Consider the following 18,194-nt stretch of genomic DNA (forward strand, 5'->3'; position numbering starts at 1 on the left):
ATCCCTCTTCCTCAAATAGGCCTGATTTGCATTTTTTCATTTTCTGAAGATAATAAAGCAAACAGCCTACCATAATCTTGTTTCGTTAACATTTGAGAAAAGTTTTCAAACCTCTCTTTTTGTTTACTTTCTTTTGAGCATCCAGATATAAATATGTAGCAAAAAATCATCATAAACGGTTTAGTCTTTTTCACTTCGTTACCCCCTATAAAAACAACTTGTTAACTCTTTCCATTCCATGCATTTTTTAAATGATAATTTATTATCTTAGTCCACTAAATGCGCTGACTTTGTTAAGTTATTGAGAGGTTGTTTACTATTTGACATTATTTAAGGTGTTAATCTTTACTTTCACATTAGTTTCTCCACTCTATCTTGCTAAATTTCCCCCTCACATTCCTTTTTGCCGGAAAAATAGTTGTCTACTGTTATTCAAGAAATACCAAGAAAAAGAGCTAGTATCATCATCTTATCCCAGTTACCACTTATGGAAATATTACATATGTAGTTTTTGAAAGTATTACATATGTAGGATTTGGAGTCAATGCTTTTATTCTTAAAGTGATAGCAATATAAATAATATAATATTACAATCGTAAGTTTTAAGGGAATGAGTAGTATACAAAATCTTTTTAAAATAAAGAAAAAAACAAGTCTCTCCTCTCTTTTTTTTAAGATCAATGTTTTTTCTTTATCCTATCGTTTCATTGACTTCTTAATATATGAACAATATAATTAAATTATTACAATCGTAAGTTTAAGGATGGTTTATATGAAAAAATTACCTCAAATTTCAGAAGCAGAATTAGAAGTTATGAAAGTAATCTGGAAACACCCTAATATCAATACCAATGAGGTTATTGAAAAGTTATCCAAAACTAGTAAATGGAGCCCTAAAACAATTCAAACAATGTTGTTACGACTAATAAAAAAAGGAGCACTGAATCATTATAAGGAAAGTCGTGTATTTGTTTATACACCAAATGTAGCTGAAAGTGATTATTTAGAAATTGAGAGTCGTAGTTTTTTAAATCGTTTTTATAATGGTACTCTTAATTCTATGGTATTAAACTTTTTGGAAAAAGATAAGCTGTCAGAAGATGAAATTAATGAGTTGTATCAAATTTTAGAAGAACGTAAGAACAGAAAGAGGGAATAATATGGGTAGCTCTTTCTTTTCTCTCTTTTTCATCAGTAATATTATATTGTCTGTGATTTTTTGCATTATCATATTCATAAAAAAAATATTAAAGATTCAAATAACTGTAAACACCCAATATCATATCAGTGTCATTTCTCTTTTGACATTGATTGCTCCTTTTATCCCCTTTCATTTTCTAAAAATAAACTCTTTTTTTGACTGGATGAACTTAGGAAGTAATTCAAAATTATCTGATATCTATTCTACAGGTAAAACGAAAGAAACAATTGTTCAAAATGCAAATTGGCTACAAGATTTTTCTATGTCAATTGAGCAATCGCCTTTCAGAATGATGGATTCTGTCTTTTTCATTGTGTGGATATTAGGAATGATTGTTATGCTTATGGCTACTATATATAGCAATCTAAGAATCGGCAAAATAAAAAAAAGCCTGCAAGTAGTTGAAAACAAAGAGTTATCAGCGCTTTTTTATACATGTAAAGAGGAAATACATTTTCATAAAAAGGTTGTCTTAGGTTATTCCTCATTAATAAAATCACCCATTACCTTCGGGATTATCAATCCATATATTGTCATGCCAAAAGATATTTCAACGCTATCTATTGACGAGATGAAATGTGTATTACTTCACGAATTGTACCATTGTAAACGTAGAGATATGCTAGTAAACTATTTCATGTGTCTAGCTAGAACTGTTTATTGGTTTAATCCTCTCGTATGGTATTTCTTAAGGGAAATGAAAACAGAGATGGAGATTTCTTGCGATTATGCAGTTTTAAAAACGCTAGATAAGGAATCACATCTCAAATATGGTGAGGTTATTTTAAAATTTGCTTCTCTTTCGCAACGAACATCCTCATTGTTAGCTGCTTCGGAAATCAGTAGCTCATACAAACAAGTAAAAAGGCGTATTGTTACAATCGGAAATTTTCAAGTAGAATCACATCTACTAAAGATGAAAAGTGGTCTAGTATATATCATTCTTCTTGCGATCATTTTGATTAGTATTCCTTCTATATCTGCATTGGCGGCTGTGAACAAAGAAACATATCCTTTATCTCATACCAATGTATTGTACAAAGATTACAGTAGCTTTTTTGATGACCTTTCTGGGAGTGCTGTACTGTATGATTCCAAAATGAAACAGTATACTATATACAATAAGAAAGAAAGCACTACTAGATTCCAACCTACTTCCACTTATAAGATATTCAGTGCATTGTTTGCGCTAGAATCTGGGATTATTACAAGGGAAAATTCTCAAATGAATTGGGATGGAACCCTATATCCATATGAGGAATGGAATCAAGATCAAGATTTATTCTCAGCAATGGAAAGCTCCTCCTCATGGTATTTTCAAAAACTTGATCAACAGGTTGGCAAAAAGAAATTGCAGAATTATTTTAAACAGATAAATTACGGAAATGGCGATTTATCTGGCAATATAACTAATTATTGGCTAGATGCCTCTCTAAAAATTTCTCCAGTTGAACAGGTAGATATTTTGAAAAAGTTTTATGATAATGAATTCGCTTTTGAACAATCTAATATTCAAACGGTGAAAGACTCCTTACTTTTAGAAGAGTCAAATGGTAATTTGTTATCTGGAAAAACGGGAACCGGAGTTGTAAACGGGGAAAATATTGATGGTTGGTTTGTGGGATATGTAGAAACTGTAGATAATACTTTTTTCTTTGCCTTTCATATTCAAGGTGAAAAGCAAGCAGGTGGAAGTTCTACTGCAAAGATAGCACTTTCCATTTTGGAGAAGGAAGGTATTTATCAATCTGATTTCTGATAGAAATGATTTTACATCTAGTTTTTCTTTTTATTTGTGACATCAGGTAATGTTGTTCGAATTACCTGATGTCACACAATAGGCATAGGTATTACTGGAGAAGAGGAACCGCAAAGTAAAATCTGCGGTTTTTTTATTTTCAACAAATAAAGGAGTGATTCCATTGCTTCACCATATTAGTAAGCATTCTTCATAGCAATCAGAATAGAAGTCACGAAGAATGAAATTATAAAAATCTTTTAGTAAATAGTTATTTGTAGTACGGAAATATTTATTGACGATTACTACATGGAAAGATGGCTACTTTTCTTCATGGATCGGATCGGTTACAAAATTAAATTCCTACGAAAAGAAAATCTTTATTCAAGATGAATTGGATTCGTTACACTCAACTTTTTTTATATTGTTGAGGTCAAGAATCATTGCAATTAACCTATGTGAAAACTGATGCGAAAGTAAAAACCCTAACTATACAACACATTCCACCGATGACCATCCAAATCAGTAAAACCGCAGCCGTACATCCATCCTTGTTTCTCTGAAGGCTCTCCATATATTATACCGCCAGCCTCTACGGCATTCTTTGTTGTCGGGCATTAACGGATAGCATACTTCCACAGCTTGCATTGTATGAACAATTACATGTCTGGTTAAGTTTTCGAAGCATGACAGGAGCATTATTATCCCGTAATTGCGCTTGATCGCTATTGCCATGTTGCTTTATCCCTTCTTAGCTTATAACCTCGGTGGTGTCCTGACAGTCCTGCCAAGAAAAGGTTACTAGCCTTTTTACAAAGGATAATGAAATTAAAGTTTTTTTACCCTAATTGGACTTACCATTAAGAGCGCGAGTATTAAGGTAATCCATGCATTGCTATATAAAAAGAATCCCATACCAGCCAAAGGTAATCCAGCAGCTGGAATAGGCAATCCTTTAAAATACCCAATGGTTGGATTAACACTAAACTTAGCTAATCTTAATGCTCCCATCGTAGGGAAAAGAATAAAAGCCAAAGACGTTAAAATTGATGGTGCTGCTATCGAATGAAATAGAAGTGCAGGTGCAACTCCGAAACTAATAATATCAGCCAAGGAATCCAATTCCACGCCAAATTCACTGTTCACTTTTAATTTTCTTGCAATCCTTCCATCAAGAAGATCTAAAAAAGCCGAAAAGAAAATAAAAACGGCGGCTACTTGCAAATAGCCACTAATAATATAGGTAATAGAGAGTACACCGCACAATAAATTTCCAATCGTAAATAAATTGGGCACAGCTTTTGCTATCTGATTGAACAAGAAAGTCCCCCCTGACGTCGAACAATCTTCGCATTTATATAGCATTTTCTATATATTCTTCCGCTATTCACAGAGGAAAAACTATCCTGTGCTCTACACAGACTAAATACAAGGCCCCTTAAAAATACATTAAACTTTTTAACGGTTTCTGGTATTTAGTTTTTTTATAGAAGCGACTTTTATTCCCTTCATAATCGATTTCTTCTCTTCCAAAAAAAATAAATGAATATTAAAAGGACCAATAAACTCGTAATTAAATAAATCCTGTATTTTGACAAATATAGTTCAACATTCGTCCAATTTTCCCCTAATATTCTTCCTAGTGTGATAAAACTAAAACTCCAAATTAATGCACCAGTATAGGCGTAAATAACAAATTTTCTAAATGGGAAGCGATTGACAGCTGCTATATACGCTGTAAGGTGCCGTACCCCAGGAATAAAATACCCAAAAAATAAAAAATAGGGTCCGAATTTCTTGAATAATTTCTTTGTTGTATTAATTTTTTGTTCGGTAATGTGGATTTTTGGTCCAAACTTTTCTAACAAAGGCACCCCAAATTTATTACCAATGAAGTAGCTAAGCGTAATCCCCCCTGTTGCTCCTACAAAGGCACTTACTATCGAAAGTAAATAAGATAATTTACTCTGATACACAGCGTAACCAATATATGTAAGGAGTACCTCGTCGGGTATAGGAAGTCCTACAATACCTCCGATTAAAGCAAATATTATTCCGAAGTACCCATAATGTTCTAGAAGGTAAGTAATATGGTTTTCCATCTTTTTCACTCCACCTTTTAGGGGATTTCTAACAATCATTTCTGATTATTTATTATCCGCAGTATTTAAAGAATAAGCTATTTTATGTTTTGGTTAAATGAACGAAAAAATTCATTTTTAGTTTTCATAAAGTTGAATATAAAAGGTAGATTCAGTTTAAACAAAAATAAAGAGGCCGCTAATCAAATAACGAGTTAGGTTTAGAATTACAAAGAAGTAACAGAAGTTTCGGAGAGAGTTGGAATAACAATGGCTAATCTTTCTATTTTGAAAAATGAAAAGGCAAAAGCTATTAGATTTTCGACTTTAGAGGCAATATGTAAGGCGTTGGACTGTCAAGCTGGTGATATACTAAAATATAGAAGTGAAGTATGAGTATATCTTTTGTCCCAATGGAGCCCACAATAAGTGGGTATATACTATTGAAAATCTACAACAATGTTTAACAAAGAATGCATATATAAATAAAAAGACCAGTCTGGTTCATCAGACTGGTCACATTTAAATTGGATATTGGTAAATCATCAAAAGCCATGGCAACTATTGCACACGTTCAATAAGAAAATAACTTTATTCAAGAATAGCGCCCTTTAATTGAACTGTTAATATTATATTGTCGCCCGTTTTATATGTTAGATAAATATCGCTTTTTGGACCCCTACTTCAATTATTTTCCCGATAGTTAATAAAGAAAAGTTGGAGTACAAATAATACTGGTCCATCTTTTAATAAACGGTTAAACTTTGCTTCAAATCGTCATTAACCCCCAAATTTATAAAGTGAATTTCCCACCATGATAACAATAGTAAGTTTCAGCTTTAAGATTTATTACCTTTCTCAAAGACTGTTGGGCTTGCTCGACATTTAAACAAAAGTTTTGATTAGCAATGATCAATTCTAGATGTTCATTAACAGCTGCATCACCTGTAATTACACTTTTTAAACTTGGAAAATACAATGAAATATGCCCTGATGTATGACCTGGTGTTGCTACTACTCTACAATTGTTATCTAAAATCATATCACCATCATTTACCTTTTCATCAATCGAAACATGCTTCAAATTCTTTAATTGCTGTATAAACCGTTTACCAAATTCGATTTCTTTATTTGGCATGTTTTCAAGCATTTCTTCGGCTTGAACCAATCTCTCTGACTTCATTTCACCACTAATGTATTTTGATTCACTTTCACTAGCTATAATGTTAATCCAAGGATACTTTTCTTTGAAATCAAATAGGGAGCCTATATGATCACCATCATAGTGAGTAATGATTATATTCTTTAAATTCTTCACTTCATATCCATTGTTTAAAATTTCATTTTCAATTAAAGGTAAGAAATTTGAATACCCTGTATCGACCAAAGTCAGTTCATTATTCAATATAATTAAGTTAGGATAAATGTGATTTTGTTGTTTATTAAATTCAAATTCAATTGGTAGCTCTATTATCTTCATTTTTCTTCCTCCATACTGCATGTCTATGAAATATTCTATGTTTTTATTATACATGATATGGAAAAAGAGGATATAAAACCTTACATATCGCCCCAATTTTTAAACAACCATTATATTTAACGACTTTATTATTTATCACACACCATTATTATTCGTGAACATTACATGGTAGTTTATTAGTTTTATTGTTTAATTTTATATATACTCCAGTTGTTGATAATTGGAACTACTTGCTTTTTGCTATCGATAAAATCGTAATTGTGCTTATAATGCAAAGTGTGCCAAGCCACTCGGCAAAACCGAATGTTACATTTAGCCAGATAACGGATATAACGGTTGCGGATAATGGCTCAATAGAAGCAAATAAACTTACCTCCGAAGCCGTGATGTATTTTGTACTTTCCAAATAAAAATAAAAGGCGATGATCGTACCGAAAATGATGATGAACAAAACCGCTGAAAAAGAAGGTAAAGTCCAATTTCCTTCAAATGCCCAAGGAGGATGGACCATACTAAAACAAATGCCTCCAATCAACATGCCCCATCCCACAACAATCATTGAACCCCATCTTGAAAGGAGTTCATGAGGTTGTAATGTATAAAAAGCCAATGCAAAGGCTGATGTTACTCCCCAAAATACTGCCCACCCGGATATGGAAAGTGTACGTATGCTTCCTCCCGTCACAAGCAAAAAAGTGCCTAAAATCGCTATGATCACAGCTGCACTCACAGTAATGGTCGGAAAACGTTTAGAACGAATGGCTAAATAACAAGTGATCAGGGCCGGCGCTAAGTATTGAAGGACAGTGGCAGTGGCTGCGTTGCCATGTTCAATTGCTGCAAAATATGTGTATTGAACGGCGAGCATTCCCAGAATGGCAAAAAGGATAATTTGAAGCGCATCTTTTTTAGTTTTCCAAATGCCAAAAACCTGTGTTCTTTCTTTTTTATAAGCGATCCCCAATAAGATTACGCCTGAAAGCAATAAGCGTACCACCGTAAGCCATTCAGGACTGAAACCTTGCCGTTGAAAAAGATATTGGGCTGCCGTTCCTGATACTCCCCATAATACAGCGCCGGTAAGTACTAGAGCGATTCCTTTATTTCTTGAAGGTGATACATCGACTAAAGTATCATTGCTCATTTTTTTCTTCCCCACCTTTTACACGATCCATATGGGCTTGAATCCTAAAATAACTTTCTTTCCAATTCTTTTCTATCATTTCAAGCACCATCGAGAGATTTCTTTGTCTTATTGCCTGTATGATCCGATCATGCTCATTACTGGAAAGATGTACATCACTTACCTGATTGAAATAATACAGTTCGATTCGTAAAAGTTTTTGTTTTAGTCCAGATAAAATCCGCTTCAATTCATCATTTACTGGAAGATTGATGTAAATGGAGTGAAAATCATTATCCTTCTGGACGGCAGTTAATTGATTTCCTTCGACAATTGCTTTTTTCACTTCCTGATTGATGACTTCCATCTCAATTAAGTGTTTTTCTTCCAAAATATCAAAAGCCTGTTCCATAGCTAACTTTTCCAGTGTCCAAACAATGGAATATATATTTAATGCCCCATCGAACCGAATAGGGGAAACAATAGTTGAACGGCTCGGTTTGGTCTCCACAAACCCCTCATCCTCGAGCCTTAAAAGTGCTTCTCTAATAGGAGTACGGCTCACTCCTAATTGTTCGGCTAATTCTTTGTCACGTAATTGTTGACCTGGCGTAAGTATTCCCTGGACAATCCAATCCCGCAAGATTATGTAAGCTTCTTCACGTACAGAAGTACGTTTAATTTTTTGAGTTGAATCTGAATGTACCAACGGCTATTTCCTCCTCAAAATATAATGGTGCAATATGCAATATATCACATATTGCATGCCGTTGGAATGAATTTAGGAAATTTACCTATGTTCATTTTTTTCAATGTTTATCTAAATATAATTCAAATGGTTGTCCTTAGATAAAACATAGACAAAGCTTATTTCGCATGATAAAGTGACCCCACCCATAGAAAAGCCATTCCTTTTCCAGGGGTGTTATCCCCGCTTTTCCCATCAATCGTCGAAACCTTGTGCTTTAAATGAGCCCCTGTATAAACTAAGATCGATTTTCGTTTATATCCGTAGTATGGAATGAATACCTTTTAATTTATTCTATTTCTAAAGTCTTAGAACCTATCTGCACTGAGTCCTTCATTAATTGAAAACTTTCCACCAATTGGATCAATGAGTAACTTCAAATTGATTGGAATATTATTAAAAAAATGTTTTGAAAATCTCCTGGTGCCGACTGCATTCATTACATGAATATTCTATTTCTAATGCATCTTCCCTTACTGTGTGCACTGTGTCCTTTTTACATGTTTCACAAAATCTCTTTTCGGATATTTCTTTCATTTATCAATCACTCTCCGAATTTCTTTGGTTTTTTTTGGGCATGTTCAGTATATTTTGCGAATATCTAACAAAAAAATACCTTGGACCCCAAAAAGAGAAAAAACAATAATACTGGATTACTCAAAATTCCTTAGGATTCCAATACATCAAAGCTGCATGAAACGGATATTCGTATTCAAAAAATCCTTCTTTTTCCACCACATATTTATTAAGGATTGTTTTTACTTCATCATAGGAAAATTGTTCATCGAGAATTTTTGTCGTATTATCACGAATCATTTCTTCATATGTGGAATAGACTTTTTTACTTTTCAATTTCACGATCTTGCAGTCCGCCAGTATTCCTAGTTGGTACAATACATTCAAGATGTGTATGTAATCCCGCTTTCTTAAATTGATTGTATATCCTCGTTTCTCCAATTCCATATAATGAGGTTTTTCTGGCCCTGTCGTCATACCGACTATCACTAAACGGGTTGCTGACTCATTCATTTTTAATAAGGTGTGACCGATATCGATCATACGGTAATAACAATTAAAACCAAATACTACATCATATTTATCCCTTTTCGTCTTATTTTCCCACTTATCATGAATCAAATTCATGTTCTCGATACCTTTTTCGTTCGCCTGAGATGCCAAAAAACTGATAATGCTTTTAGAACTATCAATACAAGTTAGCTTCCTGACCTCTTTTGCAATATCAAAGGTGTAATTGCCCCAGCCAGGACCGATTTCCAATACATGGTCTTCACGATTTAATAATGGCAGTAACTCTTGGTGCACATGTTTTGCATAAGGGTCAGCTTTATGTTGTTTTTTCCTTTCAACCATGGATGACCAAAAAGCTTCTTCTGCTGCATCATCTTTTAGTCGATTCGGCATGTTGCCATAATGATCTACCATGGATTGTCTCCAAAGTTCAATATAATCAAAATTATCAGTCTTCATTTTTTCTCTCCTCAAATTATATAATTTATGTATAATAATTTTCTTAAACTATTCAACCCCATTGTTGCAAAAGAAAAAGAGCTGCAAATCAGCTACTGATAATGAACAAAGCCTTTTTCTATTATAATCTCTCAACATATTAGCATTGGTCATACTCAACTTCTTGCAGCGTTTGGTGAAAGACTCACTACTTTAGGGATTTCTTTTTCTCTTATATAGGTACTCGTTTTAATAATACAATAAGATTATCAATAAAGTATTGTTAACATTACGTTCGAAAAGGGGAATGCTGACTTTTCATCCGCTTCTCCCCCTGTATATATCTTATATAAGGTTTACACGTTTTTAAAATGCTGTTGGATATAAGCATTCACTTTATCAGGCACTTCGATTTGGATAAAATGCCCGGCATTTTGAATGATGTGAACCTGTGCATGTGGGAAACCTTCTTTCTGGAGCTTGTAGGCAAATTCATATGGGATATAAGGATCCTTCTCTCCCCAAATTATTGTGACAGGTATTTTGATATGATTTAGTTTTTGATCGTACGATTTTACCTTTTCTATATTTCCTGAACGGTATAGATCTAATATGACTTTACTTGATTCGGGTGTTCTAAAGACACGAAAGAAGTCTTCCAGAGTTTCGTCAACTATGTTCGGAATCGTTTTCCTCATTTTAGTTTGAGCTTGGGGATCATCTGACATGACCTTCATTATTTTCTCTCCGGCATTTGGAGTTCTCCAAATCTGAGCAAGTGAGTGCCACTTATAATCTACTGATATGGTTGTATTTGAAACAAAGAGACTTAGTATTCTCTCTGGATGATCACATGCCCATTTCAATCCAATAAGTCCGCCCCAGTCATGTACAATAAGGTGGAATTTATCTAATTTTAGTTCCTTTGTAAAATCCGATACAAACTGTTCATATCTTTCCCATGTTGAGGATTCATCAAACGGTTCACTTTGGCCGAATCCAGGGAGATCCGGTGCAATGGTTCTAAATCCACAAGACACAATGCATGGAATCATTTCCCTCCACAAAAGGCTGGACTCAGGTACCCCGTGCAATAAAAGAACCGGGGGATCATTAACGCTGCCTTTCTCAATATAAGATATCTTCTTTCCATTTATTATCATCTTTTTCTTTTCCACTTTTATCTACCTCCTGAATAAAGTATTTTTGAAACCTTATTCCCATAAAATCGGTCATAGTTCCTGGCTTGAAAGGGGATTTCTTCGGGAATAGACGATTGATAAAATAACTATATAGAATTACTATCATATTCCCACTCTCATTTCTATGTTAGTTTGCTATTTAATGCTTGTGTTTTTAGATTTTTATCCAAGGTTTATTTTAAAGAGGATGTTAGTTCTTATCATAGATGTGGATATTGGCTCCTTCAATTCTTTGTCCAGAATTTTTTCAATGACATTATTTTATAAAACACAACAAAAAAAGGTAAAGCTATAAAAAGGCTTTACCTCTGAAATGATTAAAACCTTTATTACTCTAAAGGTATCAAAGTTTTTAGACATCTGTAGACTTTTGCTGAGTGAAGAAAAATATGAAGATGATAATGGGAAGGGCGATTAGAAAGGCATTGTTTCTCGAACTTTTTATTGTAGGAATATCTGTTAATGACATTTTTTCTCATTCCCTTTTAATGTAGTTAATAATTCTGGTGGAACGTTATAATGCTTCTTTACAATTGTATTAAACAAGTTATAATCTTCAATGGGCAATGCCGGAACAACTTCAGGATAACCAAAAATAGGACCGGAAACATTTATTGTGAAATCACCAGACGCAACAAATGAGCCTGTCACATGTATAACATCATTGATTAATAATATAGCTATAATGATGTCCAATATATCGATAAAAAGATTCCCCGCTTGCGAGTGGTCCTTCCCTTCTAAACGATAACCACCCAAAAGAGGCCCGCCTAATGAGAGACTAAATCTGCCTGACCTTACAAATATGCCAATGATTGTAATTTGTCCAGTTAATAAAAGGATGGCTGTAGTAATTTCGAGACTGCGCTGAAAGGAGTGAATTACATTTTTTTCTGAATTAACTACACAGGTTTCATTCAATATCACCACTCCCCATGTAGGCATTTTATTCATATAAACGGGCAAACGTCACTGATTTGTTTGATTTTTTATATTTAAAAGTTCAGTTCTATTACTGAATATATTGCTTCTTCAATTTCTTTATATCCGGTGCAGCGACAAATATTAGAAGAAAGCCATGTTTCGATTTTTTCAGGACTAGGCTTATTGTCATTAAGGAGCAAAGCCTGACAAATCATTATAAATCCAGATGTACAATACCCACATTGAAAAGCAAAATGCTCCACAAAAGCTCTCTGAATCGGGGTATCCTTGAGGCCTTCTATTGTAAGGATTTCTGAATCAATTGCTTCAATGGCTAACATTAAACAGGATTTCATTGGCTGTTTATTCATTATCACCGTACAAGCTCCGCAATCTCCATTTAAACATCCAGGTTTAGCTCCTGTAAGTCCAATTTTATCTCGGAGAACATCTAGTAATATATCTGATGCCAATATATCCCTCTCATACCGTTCTTTATTTATTTCTAATTGAATGGTAATTTTTCGATCCGCCGAATGGCTATTCATGTTCCTCACCACCTATATATGACAAAATGTATGAAAGGGTATTTTCTAAAACAAATAATCTATATTCATTGGATCCTTCTATATCGTTTAAAACTGGAGTTGGTAAAAACTCAAAAGAGGTTAAAATTCGATCTTTTAAAGATAAACTCTTATCATTCAGTTTGTTTTCCATTTGAATTGACCGAAAAGGATATGGACATACCCCGCTGAATGCAAATCGAATAAATCCTTCTTTTTTTAATGAGGCAACTGTTAAAAGCGGATATCCCGTTTTCCATTGCTGCCGTTTCTTTACACTAATGTGTTTAGCTTTCAGATATTCTTTTTCTGTTATAATTTGTACGAGAAATTCCCCTTCGTCAAGTCGTAGCTCTTTATGGAAAACTTCATTAATAAATTCTTTCCTCGTTCCTTTTGGTCCTGCAATAATGACCATACTATCTGATAATAAAAATGGAAGAACTGACTCTCTATAAAAAATTTGACCACATATGTTTCCACCTATAGTGATTTTATTTCTTGATGTATAATCAGCAACTTCTTTTGAAGTATCCGCTAATAGCGGAAATAGCTTATTCTCTTCGATTGCACGTAAACTCATTGTTGAGCCAATGATCAGTTCTTGGTGTTGAAACCCGAATGCATGGCATTCGGGAATCCCTTTTAAATCAATAATCGCATCGGTGTAAACAAAATTTAAACGTCCTAATGTTAAAATTTCAGTCCCTCCACCATAATACATAGGTTTTTTTTCTTGTAATTTTAATAGTTGATAAAGTTCAATCGCCTCTTTTATCGATTGAGGTTTATAATAATCAAAATTATAAGGTAACATTACGCTCTTCTCCCTCTCTTCCCCCTCCAAATGAGTTCAGGAAGTAATGGCAACTGGTTTAAAGGAATCCCAGCAGCCAAAGATAAACTGTTACCTAAAGAAGCTGGCATACCAAGAAGCCCATGTTCTCCAAGGCCCCTTGCGCCATATGGGGCATCTAATTGTGGTGTTTCTACAAATTCACAGATATATTCAGGGTTTTCCCCATATCTTAACGGTCTATAGGTTCTGAGTTGAGGGTTTAATACTCTGCCGAGGTGATCGAAATAGAATGTTTCACGCCCACCAAATGCTATGCCCATGCTCATTGCACCCATTATTTGTCCTTCTGCTGTTTTTTGATTCAGAACCTTTCCTGCATCAATGACAGATATTGCCCTTACTATCTTGTACGTATATTCATTTATGTCATACTCTACTTCTACCCCTTGTGCGCCAACAGTCCATTCAGGACCTGGTCTGCCTGCACCTGTTTCGGGATCTAAATTAGTTATATGTGGAATGGTATAAGTCCCTCTACCGATGATTTGTCCTCCAATCGTGCTTCCGTCAGGATATGTATACCCATACACTAGCCGTTTGAAAGGAATTTCTATATTCGGTTCCCCTCTTATATAGACCCTTTCCTGGCCAAGGACGATGTCTTCAATTGGAACTCTTAATACACAAGAAGCAAGTTTCTTTATTTGTAAAAGAGCGTCTTCCGCAGCTTGAATCGCAGCCCTTCCTGCCATTAATGTTCCACGGCTTGCTACCGTTTTCCAATGTTCTGGAGTATTTTGTGTATTTACCTTCATCTGAACCTTTACACGATCAATTGAGACCTTTAATTTTTCTGATACAATCTGTGCTAATATCGTTTTCGTTCCTGTACCGATTTCTACTACTCCTGAAATAAGGTTTACACTGCCATCAGGGTTAAAGGTTAAAATGACACCAGATCCAGCGTTGGTATCGATCGTTGAAGTTTTCCATATACAAGCGATCCCTTTTGCCCTTAATATATTGTCGTTTATTTTAACTAACTGGCCCTCTTCCCAATTCATTTTTTTCTTAAGCACCTGTATACATTTTGGAAGATTACCTACCGTGCTCGAATTCAATTTAACTTGTGTTGGGGTGGAGTGCCCTGGGAGTATCGCATTCATTTCCCGAAGTTCAAGTGGATCCATTCCAAGTTTTTTTGCAAGAGAATCCATAGTCCGCTCAAAAGCAAACAGAACTTCTGAATGGGCGAAACCTCGATAAGGCGAGGCATATGGATGATTTGTATACATACAGAGAGAGTCACACCAAATATTTTCTATATTGTAAGGTCCGGTGCAATCTACAGCTCCAGCTCGACTTAGATCTGTAGATTTGTCGGCATATGCTCCCCCGTCCCATAAATACGTCATTTCTGCCATCTTTAGCAAACCAGATTGTGTACAACCTAATTTAATTGTAGCATCTAATCCAATATGACAAGGTGATGTCAAAATATCCTCTTCGCGACTATTTTGAACTTTTACTAGCCTGCCATTAACGGCCTTTGACGCGATATAAGCTAATAGTTCAAGTTGGACCGAGGCTTTACCGCCGAATGCCCCTCCAACAAGTGGAGTGTTTACTATGACGTTTCCAATTTCAACATCAAAGTAATCACTTATCAAACGCTTGATCATGAAGGGAGCTTGAGAAGAAGAAGTGATAATGACCTTATCATCTGATTGAATTTCCGCTAAAGAACATCTTGTTTCCATAGCTGCATGGTCGGAGGGGGAAAAAGAAAACTTTTCCTCAATAATGATTTCGCTCTCTTGCACACCTGTTTTTCTATCACCTTTTCTGATTTTGGTTCGATTTGCTATATTTGTGCCTGGCTCGGGAAATACCGCGGATATTTTTTTATAGGTATCTAAATCTGGGTGTAGTAGAGGGGAATTGGGATTTAAAGCTTCCGTTGGTGAATTGATGACGGCTAAAGGTTCATAGATAACTTGAATATTGTCAGCTGCAATTTTTGCTTGTTTCGATGTATCAGCAACAACAAGTGCTACTACTTCCCCATGATAGCGGACTTTATCTAGAGCTATGGGGTACCGATCCCTGATTTCTTCTCCTGTTAGTGGTAAATTCCCACCTGTTATGATTGCACGAACGCCTGGAACTTTTTCAGCCTTGGTTAGATTAATATTTTTAATAAGGGCATGTGCATAAGGACTAATTACCTTTTTAACATGGAGAATTTTTACTTCTTCGTGGTCCCCTGTGTAAATCGCCTGCCCTGTCACCTTTTCCCATGCATCTTTTCGAGTTACCCCTTTTCCGATAATATCCATATAGTCTCCTCATTTTCATTATTATTCTTATTTAATTGTTATCTATTTTGTTTTTCCAAAAAAGATATTCTTTCATATTATCAATGTCAACAAACCATTTTTCCTGATAAAAAGGAACAAGTATCCCCTGTTCTCTTTTCGCCATTAGAATCTGTCTTGCGCCTCGGTCTCCTCGTAAAAGGTGAATGTCGGAAAAGAGATCTTTGTCAATAAGTATGGGAGGTCGTATACAACCATGAAAACTAGAGGCAACAAAGGAGTAATTAGGGTTTCTTTTGTATATTTCGATGAGTTTATTTATCATTTTTGTTGTTATAAAGGGCTGATCAGCAAGTAAAATTACTACGGCGTCAGAATGTATGATGTTTGCTGATCGTATACCTGTTTGGAGTGAATGGGATTGACCTGCTTCAGGTTCATTAGTTTCGACCGTAATTATTTTTTCAGAACAAAAACCTGATAAATCTAGGTGGTTTAAATGATTTGAAATTATGATAATATCGTTAAGTTCAGATAAAACCGCTTTTTCTAATCCCCATCTTCCCATTTCTTTATTTCCTAATGGCAATGCTAATTTATTCGTACCCATTCGATAACTATTTCCAGCTGCCAAGTATACCCCAGTTATTTTCATTCGGGATATTCCTTCATTCTTTTATGCTGAATTAATTCAGCTATAATGCTAACTGCAATCTCGAATGGGCCCTTAGCTCCAATTGATAAACCGATAGGTGAGTGAATATTATTAGGGATTTTCGTGTCAAATAAATTGGATGTACGTTTTCTGGAACCTAAAATGCCTATATAGGATAATGACTGATTCATCATTAGTGAAAGTATTTCTTTATCTCTCTGAAAGTTATGAGTCATGATGATAACATAATCATCTTCTTTAAAAGATAATTGTTCCATAATTTCAGTCGGGAATCCTATAATATGGCTAACTGCGTCGGGTATATTATTTTCGTTACAAAGCTCGGACCTCCAATCGCAAACAGTAACTAAAAACCCTATTGAGGTAGCCATTGTTACAACTGGATATACATCACATCCAGCTCCAAAAATGATTAAACGAGGTTTTGGTATAATCTTTTGCATATAAATAAAGCTAACATCATTTTCTTTGGGTTCATTGTTATTCTCATCCTCATCCTCTGGTAGGAAAGAATACCCCAATAAGTTCCAATCATCATCTAACCCAATTTGATGAACGATTACCTTAGCTTCTTTAATGGAAGCCAAGACATATGAAAGATTTTCTTTTAATTTATGGTCCACATACTGCAGTAATATATATAGAGTTCCGTTACAACCTGTTCCTATTCCCCATTCTAGATCTTCATCGCTCTCCATGTGATATACAAAGGTCTCTGTATTTTTCCTTTCAAAGACTCTGCAAGAATGAAGAATAAGATCTTCCTCGATACACCCAACACTAATTATGCCTAGAGATGTACCATCTTTTTTTATTAGCATAGAGGTACCTTCACGTAAGTATGCTGAACCTTCCACATGAATGATGGTAGCCAATACACACTCCATGGACGTCGATTGAACCTCTTCAAGGATCGTATACATTTGATTCACTTGTCTTCCCCCTGGTATTCTATGAGTTCATTCATTCTATTAATAACATTATGTTGCTTTATAAAAAAAATGTGTTTATATAGGGAATAAATAGAATTATTCTAGTGTCGGCTGAGCACATGGGAAATGTGGTTTTTCTTGAATTGTGCTTTAAAGACTCACAGTCATTTAATCTTTGTATGTAGAGAGTATCTCATTCGATGTTTAAAATTAAGGAGAGGGATATAAGTGGATTCCTATTTTATTGGTAAACAAAAAGGAGCAAAAATTTTGCTCCTTTTTTTGTTTACCTTTTGAACTAATTTTATCTTTTCGATAAAGCAGACCAAGTATTTTCTAGCCACTTATCGAAATCTGCTCCTTTTTCACCCTCATAGGTATCATATATATCCATTCTCATTTTCTTAAGTTTCTCTTTGAATTCAGTATATGAGTGATTTTCTGGTAAACTCTTCTTAATCCTTACTAAGATTTTGGTTAATCCTTTAACCAATTCGCCTTTTTTCCTTGGTGGCAATTGAACATCTTCGCCTAATCTTTTCAGTTGACGGTATGCGGCCTCTTGAACTTTATATACAGAATCACTATCCATGATATGCGTGAGAATATCGATTACTTGTTTATTTTTTGACTGACCTAACTCATCGATCGCATCTAAACGTTCTCTCCAATTAGATTTGCGATTGGCAGATTTTTTTAATTCCTCATAGTTGGCAGGTAACTCGATACCTTTTATTTCTTTGTTATTCAAATGAATCATTTCTCCTTCTGTCTTTATGTAATATCCGGATGTAAAAAATGTAAATTCGATACTACAATAATCCATTACCAAGAATGGTTTATTACATTACTTATTATACCCTTTTCCATATCTTAATATAGTTAAATTTCTTACCCATCTGCTGTATTTTCAATTTAATGAACATAAATTGCTATTTT

General features: G+C 34.6%; 17 protein-coding genes and 1 pseudogene. 3 read left to right on the forward strand and 15 right to left on the reverse strand.

The window, feature by feature from the left end; genetic code table 11:
• Positions 1-11: 11 nt before the first annotated feature.
• Complete coding sequence (locus tag ACQKKK_RS16015) at positions 12-194, reverse strand: hypothetical protein (RefSeq protein WP_427617216.1); 183 nt, start codon at positions 192-194, stop codon at positions 12-14.
• A gap of 578 nt (positions 195-772) precedes the next feature.
• Here ACQKKK_RS16015 and ACQKKK_RS16020 point away from each other — a divergent pair.
• Positions 773-1,159, forward strand: coding sequence for a BlaI/MecI/CopY family transcriptional regulator (locus tag ACQKKK_RS16020; protein WP_427617218.1), 387 nt, complete (start codon positions 773-775; stop codon positions 1,157-1,159).
• A 1-nt stretch (position 1,160) separates the two neighbouring features.
• The gene (locus tag ACQKKK_RS16025; RefSeq protein ID WP_427617220.1) at positions 1,161-2,960 is read left to right on the forward strand and encodes a BlaR1 family beta-lactam sensor/signal transducer; all 1,800 of its coding nucleotides are present in this window, start codon (positions 1,161-1,163) and stop codon (positions 2,958-2,960) included.
• A gap of 807 nt (positions 2,961-3,767) precedes the next feature.
• On the opposite strand, the gene pssA is transcribed toward ACQKKK_RS16025, so the two are convergent.
• Both pssA and ACQKKK_RS16035 read right to left on the reverse strand, forming a co-directional pair.
• A complete protein-coding gene (gene pssA / locus ACQKKK_RS16030) occupies positions 3,768-4,259 on the reverse strand; it encodes a CDP-diacylglycerol--serine O-phosphatidyltransferase (RefSeq protein WP_427617222.1) in 492 nt (163 codons plus the stop codon).
• 188 nt (positions 4,260-4,447) lie between these two features.
• Positions 4,448-5,041 (reverse strand): DedA family protein, encoded by a 594-nt coding sequence (locus ACQKKK_RS16035; RefSeq protein ID WP_427617223.1) that lies wholly within the window; start codon positions 5,039-5,041, stop codon positions 4,448-4,450.
• 216 nt (positions 5,042-5,257) lie between these two features.
• Between ACQKKK_RS16035 and ACQKKK_RS16040 the strand changes: the two are divergent.
• Positions 5,258-5,416 (forward strand): annotated as a pseudogene (locus tag ACQKKK_RS16040) (helix-turn-helix domain-containing protein); the annotation flags it as partial.
• Between the two features lie 397 nt (positions 5,417-5,813).
• On the opposite strand, the gene ACQKKK_RS16045 reads toward ACQKKK_RS16040, so the two are convergent.
• The 12 genes from ACQKKK_RS16045 to ACQKKK_RS16100 all read right to left on the reverse strand — a co-directional run bounded on the left by ACQKKK_RS16045 (position 5,814) and on the right by ACQKKK_RS16100 (position 18,015).
• A complete protein-coding gene (locus tag ACQKKK_RS16045) occupies positions 5,814-6,500 on the reverse strand; it encodes an MBL fold metallo-hydrolase (protein WP_427617225.1) in 687 nt (228 codons plus the stop codon).
• A gap of 226 nt (positions 6,501-6,726) precedes the next feature.
• Positions 6,727-7,644, reverse strand: a complete 918-nt coding sequence (locus ACQKKK_RS16050; protein ID WP_427617227.1) for a DMT family transporter — start codon at positions 7,642-7,644, stop codon at positions 6,727-6,729.
• The gene (locus tag ACQKKK_RS16055) at positions 7,634-8,332 is read right to left on the reverse strand and encodes a GntR family transcriptional regulator (protein ID WP_427617229.1); all 699 of its coding nucleotides are present in this window, start codon (positions 8,330-8,332) and stop codon (positions 7,634-7,636) included. The genes ACQKKK_RS16050 and ACQKKK_RS16055 overlap by 11 nt, the downstream gene beginning before the upstream one ends.
• A gap of 696 nt (positions 8,333-9,028) precedes the next feature.
• Entirely contained in the window at positions 9,029-9,859 is an 831-nt protein-coding gene (locus ACQKKK_RS16060) for a methyltransferase domain-containing protein (protein ID WP_427617231.1), read from the reverse strand.
• A gap of 335 nt (positions 9,860-10,194) precedes the next feature.
• The gene (locus tag ACQKKK_RS16065) at positions 10,195-11,016 is read right to left on the reverse strand and encodes an alpha/beta fold hydrolase (RefSeq protein ID WP_427617233.1); all 822 of its coding nucleotides are present in this window, start codon (positions 11,014-11,016) and stop codon (positions 10,195-10,197) included.
• 483 nt (positions 11,017-11,499) lie between these two features.
• A complete protein-coding gene (locus tag ACQKKK_RS16070; RefSeq protein ID WP_427617235.1) occupies positions 11,500-11,967 on the reverse strand; it encodes a hypothetical protein in 468 nt (155 codons plus the stop codon).
• A 68-nt stretch (positions 11,968-12,035) separates the two neighbouring features.
• A complete protein-coding gene (locus ACQKKK_RS16075; RefSeq protein ID WP_427617236.1) occupies positions 12,036-12,512 on the reverse strand; it encodes a (2Fe-2S)-binding protein in 477 nt (158 codons plus the stop codon).
• A complete protein-coding gene (locus ACQKKK_RS16080) occupies positions 12,505-13,347 on the reverse strand; it encodes an FAD binding domain-containing protein (protein WP_427617238.1) in 843 nt (280 codons plus the stop codon). Before ACQKKK_RS16080 ends, ACQKKK_RS16075 begins: the two co-directional genes overlap by 8 nt.
• Positions 13,347-15,668, reverse strand: a complete 2,322-nt coding sequence (locus ACQKKK_RS16085; protein WP_427617240.1) for a xanthine dehydrogenase family protein molybdopterin-binding subunit — start codon at positions 15,666-15,668, stop codon at positions 13,347-13,349. The genes ACQKKK_RS16080 and ACQKKK_RS16085 overlap by 1 nt, the downstream gene beginning before the upstream one ends.
• Positions 15,669-15,699: 31 nt before the next feature.
• Positions 15,700-16,302, reverse strand: coding sequence for a nucleotidyltransferase family protein (locus ACQKKK_RS16090; protein ID WP_427617242.1), 603 nt, complete (start codon positions 16,300-16,302; stop codon positions 15,700-15,702).
• Entirely contained in the window at positions 16,299-17,246 is a 948-nt protein-coding gene (locus tag ACQKKK_RS16095; protein ID WP_427617456.1) for an XdhC family protein, read from the reverse strand. The genes ACQKKK_RS16090 and ACQKKK_RS16095 overlap by 4 nt, the downstream gene beginning before the upstream one ends.
• 313 nt (positions 17,247-17,559) lie before the next feature.
• Positions 17,560-18,015 (reverse strand): HEAT repeat domain-containing protein, encoded by a 456-nt coding sequence (locus ACQKKK_RS16100; protein ID WP_427617243.1) that lies wholly within the window; start codon positions 18,013-18,015, stop codon positions 17,560-17,562.
• Positions 18,016-18,194 lie beyond the last annotated feature (179 nt).

This window comes from Peribacillus sp. NPDC006672, assembly GCF_050274955.1.
In the GTDB taxonomy this organism is placed as follows: domain Bacteria; phylum Bacillota; class Bacilli; order Bacillales; family DSM-1321; genus Peribacillus.